This is a genomic window from Microcoleus sp. OTE_8_concoct_300 (assembly GCF_031383065.1).
Lineage (GTDB): Bacteria > Cyanobacteriota > Cyanobacteriia > Cyanobacteriales > Microcoleaceae > Microcoleus.
In genome coordinates, this window is record NZ_JANMZH010000041.1 from 1 (window position 1) to 5,463 (window position 5,463).

The 5,463-nt window shown below is 44.9% G+C and carries 4 protein-coding genes and 1 pseudogene; 2 read left to right on the forward strand and 3 right to left on the reverse strand.

Features of this window, described 5'->3' with window-relative positions:
- Nucleotides 1-136: 136 nt before the first annotated feature.
- The gene (locus tag ACUVJL_RS02240) at nucleotides 137-1,609 is read right to left on the reverse strand and encodes an MBOAT family O-acyltransferase (protein WP_445244353.1); all 1,473 of its coding nucleotides are present in this window, start codon (nucleotides 1,607-1,609) and stop codon (nucleotides 137-139) included.
- Between the two features lie 850 nt (nucleotides 1,610-2,459).
- Here ACUVJL_RS02240 and ACUVJL_RS02245 point away from each other — a divergent pair.
- Nucleotides 2,460-2,645 (forward strand): hypothetical protein, encoded by a 186-nt coding sequence (locus tag ACUVJL_RS02245; protein ID WP_445244354.1) that lies wholly within the window; start codon nucleotides 2,460-2,462, stop codon nucleotides 2,643-2,645.
- Here the strand turns inward: ACUVJL_RS02245 and ACUVJL_RS02250 are convergent.
- Together ACUVJL_RS02250 and ACUVJL_RS02255 are read right to left on the reverse strand one after the other, a co-directional pair.
- The gene (locus tag ACUVJL_RS02250) at nucleotides 2,610-4,148 is read right to left on the reverse strand and encodes an ATP-binding protein (RefSeq protein WP_445244355.1); all 1,539 of its coding nucleotides are present in this window, start codon (nucleotides 4,146-4,148) and stop codon (nucleotides 2,610-2,612) included. The two genes, ACUVJL_RS02245 and ACUVJL_RS02250, sit on opposite strands and share 36 nt — an antisense overlap.
- Complete coding sequence (locus ACUVJL_RS02255; protein WP_445244356.1) at nucleotides 4,145-4,360, reverse strand: hypothetical protein; 216 nt, start codon at nucleotides 4,358-4,360, stop codon at nucleotides 4,145-4,147. The genes ACUVJL_RS02250 and ACUVJL_RS02255 overlap by 4 nt, the downstream gene beginning before the upstream one ends.
- A gap of 90 nt (nucleotides 4,361-4,450) precedes the next feature.
- Between ACUVJL_RS02255 and ACUVJL_RS02260 the strand changes: the two are divergent.
- Nucleotides 4,451-5,377 (forward strand): annotated as a pseudogene (locus ACUVJL_RS02260) (RNA-guided endonuclease InsQ/TnpB family protein); the annotation flags it as partial.
- Between the last annotated feature and the right edge of the window lie 86 nt (nucleotides 5,378-5,463).

Sequence of the window (5,463 nt, forward strand, 5' to 3'; positions counted from 1 at the left end):
TCTCTGTATTCTCTCCCTCTGCGTTCTCTGCGCCCTCTGCGGTTAAATCATTCCGATGCAACCGGAAACGATATGACTAATGACTAATGACTAATGACTAATGACTGTGAGTTGTAGGGTGCGTACCGATAATACCCTAAAAATCAAAATAAATATAAGGCAAACCGCCTGCGGGAGCCAACACCCAAACCGCATACAAACAAAGCGGCACTAACACCAATTTCATCGGCCAATTTAACTCTAACTTCAAACCCCGACTCAACGCATAATTCCCCAGCATCGCCGCAGCCAAAGCCGCCAATATCCAAGTTAAATGCACTCTTTCCAAACCCAAAGCTTCCACATAAACTTTATCGGCAAACTGCACGTCAGCAGTGTGTCCCCACAAATGCGAAATCGCCCATCCAGAATCCTTTAAATCGGGAAGGCGGAAAAATATCCAACTACCAAAAACCATCGCCTGAGTCAACAGCCAACCGATCGCAATCCCGATCGGATTTTCCCACAAAAACTCCAGCCGCAACCGCTTAAACAGCACATCAGTCAGCCGATGAACCGCCAAAGCCAAACCGTGCAAACCTCCCCACACAATAAATCCCCAAGCCGCCCCGTGCCAAATTCCCGCAATTAACATGACGAGGGACAAATTCAGACAAGTGCGCCACAAACCGACTCGGGAACCCCCCAAAGGAAAATACAAATAATTGCGCAACCAATCCCCTAAAGTCATGTGCCATCGCCGCCAAAAATCGGCTATGCTGGCACTAAAATAAGGGAAATCAAAATTTGGTGGCAAATACCAACCCAGCAGCAAAGCAGTACCGCGCGCCATGTCAACATAGCCACTAAAATCGAGATAAAGTTGCAGCCCGTAAGCAAAAATCGCCAGCCACAAATCCTCGCTACCCGCCCGCTGCAAGTTGGTAAAACTTAAATCGACATAAATTCCCAAGTTATCTGCGAAAAGACCTTTTTTTACTGCACCAAAGGCGATCGTCCAAAGTGCCTCAGAAAGGCGATCGGGCGTCGGAAATTTCTGGGTTTTCAGTTGATAGATCAAGTTGTGATACCGAGTAATCGGGCCGGAAATCAGTTTCGGAAAAAACAACTTGTAAGCAGCAAAGTGCAGCAGCGAAGTAGCAGCAGGTGCGCCTCGGTACACGTCAATCAAATAAGCAATGCACTCAAAGCAAAAGAAACTCAATCCCAGGGGTGCGATGACGTGACTTTTCACCCAGTCAGCACCGTCGAGAGCAAAAGGCCAATTTAACAAAGTGCCGATCGAACTCAATAAAAAAGGCACATACTTAAAGCCCAGAAGCAGCAACACATTCAGGCAAATTCCTATCCACAGCAGCCACAAACGGCGGCGGTTCCAAGATTCATTAGCAATCCGCCAATCCAGAGGTTCTCCAATCGCCATCGCCAAGCAGTAATTAAACAGCATGCCGACTAACAGCAGAGGAATGTACCAAATTTGCAGCGAAGCGTAAAAAATCAGACTAGCGGCTAGCATGATGAACAGCCGCCACCACAGCACCGGAACCAACCAGTAAGCCGCAAATAAAACTACCAGAAACAGGGCATATTGAAGGGAGATGAAAGTCATACCATTTGAGAATTGAGAATTGAGAATTGGGAATGGCTTACTCTGTAGGGGTTTGGAGCTTGCTTAGAGTTGCATTATTTTTTTTAACAGGTGTCATTTTTCACTAATAAATAAGCTCGGATATTCGATCGAGAGACGGCGCCGCACCCAAGGCTTGTCAACAATCCGGCTAAAAACCTCTGTCTCTCTGATTTTTCCCGCAGCCTCGATCCTCTTCGCATCCGCCTTAAAAAGGGGGATTTTGAAAGTGCTTCCAGTTCCACCCTTCTTAAGGTAGGGGGGATCGAGACTCGCTCAACTAGCGAGATTTATTATGGATTTTAGCCGCTGACACGAAAAAAGGCACTGCCTAAGTCCCTACTATATTGTCGGCAACTGAGAACTGCTATATTTTACAGCACCAAGGTTAAATGCTGTTGCAAATTAAATAAATATTGCTTGCTATCAAACAATACCAATTTTAAAAAGTCTTGCTACAATCCTCTGTCTTATACCAATTATTAATTGTCGCAGATACCCCTCACGACTTAGGCAAAGCCTCAGTCGCTACAGATGCTCGCGTACAATCTATATATAGCGGTTCGATCGCGTGGTGAGGTATGGGGGCGAGTCCTATGCCTATGCCCTATGCCCTATGCCCTATGCCCTATGCCCTATGCCCGCGAGAGTACCTCATCTTTCGCTCGAAAGGCTATATATGTAGCACTACTTTTCAGAATTATTATAAATTAACTGCTGCCTTATTGAGAGTGGATTTAATTTGATCGATCGCCTGCTCGCGGGAGGTATTCGTTTTAGAAAGCACCACCCCTGTAGCGGTAGACAAATCCTCCTCTTCCCAAATTTTTCAATGTTTGGAAGTCATCACCATAGCAGGTATTTGGCAAGTAACCCGATCGCATTTCAACTCTTCCAAAACCTCAAATCCGGTCAGATCCGGCATCATAACGCCCTTGAAAAATTGCGATCAGTCGCTCAAAAAGCAGCCGATCGCAATTTTTCAACTTTCTTGGCTGCCTCGATCGCCGTACAATGAATTCGTGCCCAGAAGTTTTTCAGCAAATACCGAAAAACTATCTTCATCCTCCCCCATCAAAACTTTTGCTGCTGAATCCGGCGCTGACGAGGGAGAATTTGCGATCGCCCGCAGTATTTCATCTCCCTTAGCTGCGGACATTTCCAAAGAGTTTTCTTCATCTGGAGCATACACGATCGGCAGTTTGACAAAAAAAGTCGAACCCACCCCGGGCGAACTGGTAATGTCAATACTTCCCCCCAGAAATTCCGCCAGTTTTTTGCACAGAGACAATCCCAATCCGGTGCCTTTGACGCCCTTCTGCAATGGATTTTCTATTTGGACAAATTCTTCAAAAATCCGTTTTTGGTCTGCTGGGGAAATGCCAATGCCCGTATCTGCAACTGAAAAAGTAACTGTTTCCCCCTCTCCTATTTCCGCAGCAACTCGAACTTCGCCTGCTTCGGTAAACTTGAGGGCATTAGAAATCAGATTGCGCAAAATCTGAGAAACTTTTCCCTCGTCGGTTGTGAGGGTGGGAAGTTCTAGAGGCGCTTCAAAAATCAGAGTAACGGCCGAGTTTTGGGGAAGCAGGGGGCGCATCATTCCTCGCAGCGCGCTGAACAAATCTTCGACTTCAAAATCAGCCACGCGAAGAGTTAGTTTTCCGGCTTGCACTTTGGCTAAATCTAACGAGTCGTTGACAAGTTCTGCGAGAGACTCAGCGGATTTGTGTATGTAATTTACTTGCTTCTCCTGTTCTGCTGAAAGTTCTCCGTCGAGGCGATTTAACAATATTTCCGAAAGCAGCAGGATTACCGTTAGCGGAGTGCGAAACTCGTGGCTCATATTGGATAGAAAGCTGCTTTTTAGTTGGCCCTCTCGCCGGAGAGATTCGGCTTTCTCGTTCAATTCGGCGTAAAGTGCCACGACTCCACGATTGGTATCTTCTAGTTGTTGATTTAATTGTATGAGTTCTTCTTGACGCTGGCGGAGTTCCTCTAAAGTGCGAAGTAATTCTTGATTTTGCTGCTGAATTTCGGCGTAGGGATCTTCGGGAATTTGGCGCGTTAGTTTGTCAACTAATTGATTTAGTTCGATCGCACTCAGGGCAGGCATATGTTTGGAAAAGTGCTTAATTAATTGTACAGCCGTGCCGCGATCGGGCGCCGAATCGATTTCCACCTCGTCCATCAACCGTTTTGCTGCTGCTAAACCGAGTCCCGCACCGGTCCCGGATCGAAAATTGGGGATCAACACAACCGCTAAATCAGCAATTCCCGGCCCCGTGTCAGAAATCCGAGTCCGAAAAATTTGGGGCGATTCCCCTTCCACAATGAATTCTACTTTGCCACCGCCTGCATATTTGAAAGCATTGCGGGCAATTTCGGAAACTGCTGTGGCGATGCGGGTTTGTGCTTGGGAATCGAATCCCAGCCATGCGGCAATTTGGCGAGCTTTTTGGCGTACTTGTACGATGTCTTGTTCAAAGCGGACTTCCGCCGTCAGGATTGGGTAACTCACGCTGCTTCTCTTACCTTGGCTACTATAACTGTTATGTCATCGCGAGTGCGTTTGAAGTCCCGGTAGAGCACGGCTGCAATTAAAGCAGGATGTCTGGCGCCTAAACCCGGGTAGTGGTTTAAATTCCACTGCGCCGCCAAACCGTCGGAGTGCAGGATGAGTAGGGACTGCTGCGACCAAGTATAGACAAATTCTGCTACTTTTGGCATCATCGAAAATTTTGGCTCCCAAACCCCTTCTTCGGCGGACGGCTTTACTATTTAATTTTAACATTTCACAAAATATACGCTAAAATGTGAGGTATGGAAAAAGCTTACTGTTATCGATTTTACCCAAAGCCAGAACAAGAGTCGCTATTGCGGCGTACCTTAGGGTGTGTAAGATTGGTTTACAATAAAGCTCTCCACGAAAGAACTCAAGCCGGGTACTAAAGGCAAGAAAGAATAGGATACAGTCAAACTTCCTCAATGTTAACGTCTTGGAAAAAACAAGAAGAATTAGACTTTTTAAATGAAGTTAGTTGTGTTCCTTTACAGCAAGCGTTGAGACATTTACAAACTGCTTTTACTAATTTATTTGCTGGTCGTGCTAGGTATCCTAACTTTAAGAAAAAACATCAAGTAGGAAGTGTAGAGTTTACTAAGTCTGCTTTTAAATTTTAAAACGGACAAATTTATTTAACTAAATGTTTAGAACCTTTACCTATTCGATGGTCAAGACAAATACCTTCATATTGTGAACCTAGTACGGTAACGATTAAATTACATCCATCAGGACGTTGGCAGATATCAATGAGATTTGATGACCCAACTATTAAACCCTTACCTGTTAGCGACAAAGTGATAGGAATTGATTTAGGAATTAGTAGTCTTATGATTACTAGCGATGGGGATAAAGTCGCTAATCCTAAACAGTTTAAGAAACATTACCGAAGATTGCGTCAAGTCCAAAAAATTATTTCTCGAAAACAGAAAGGGTCAAAAAATAGAGAAAAATCAAGAATTAAGGTAGCTAAGGTTCACGCTAGAATAACCGATAGCAGAAAAGACAATTTACATAAGCTAACGACTCAATTAGTTCGTGAAAACCAAACGATTGTACTTGAAAATTTAGCGGTGAAAAACCTGTTAAAAAAACCCAAGTTAGCGCCAGCTATATCAGATGTAAGTTGGGGAGAAATAACCAGTCGATTAGCTTACAAATGCCGTTGGTATGGGAGAACCTATATTAGACCTCTTGCAAAAGTCCTTTTCATCAATTGATGGGACGGGCAAGATGCCCATCCCACAAGAAAAAATAACTCTTGTGGGATGGG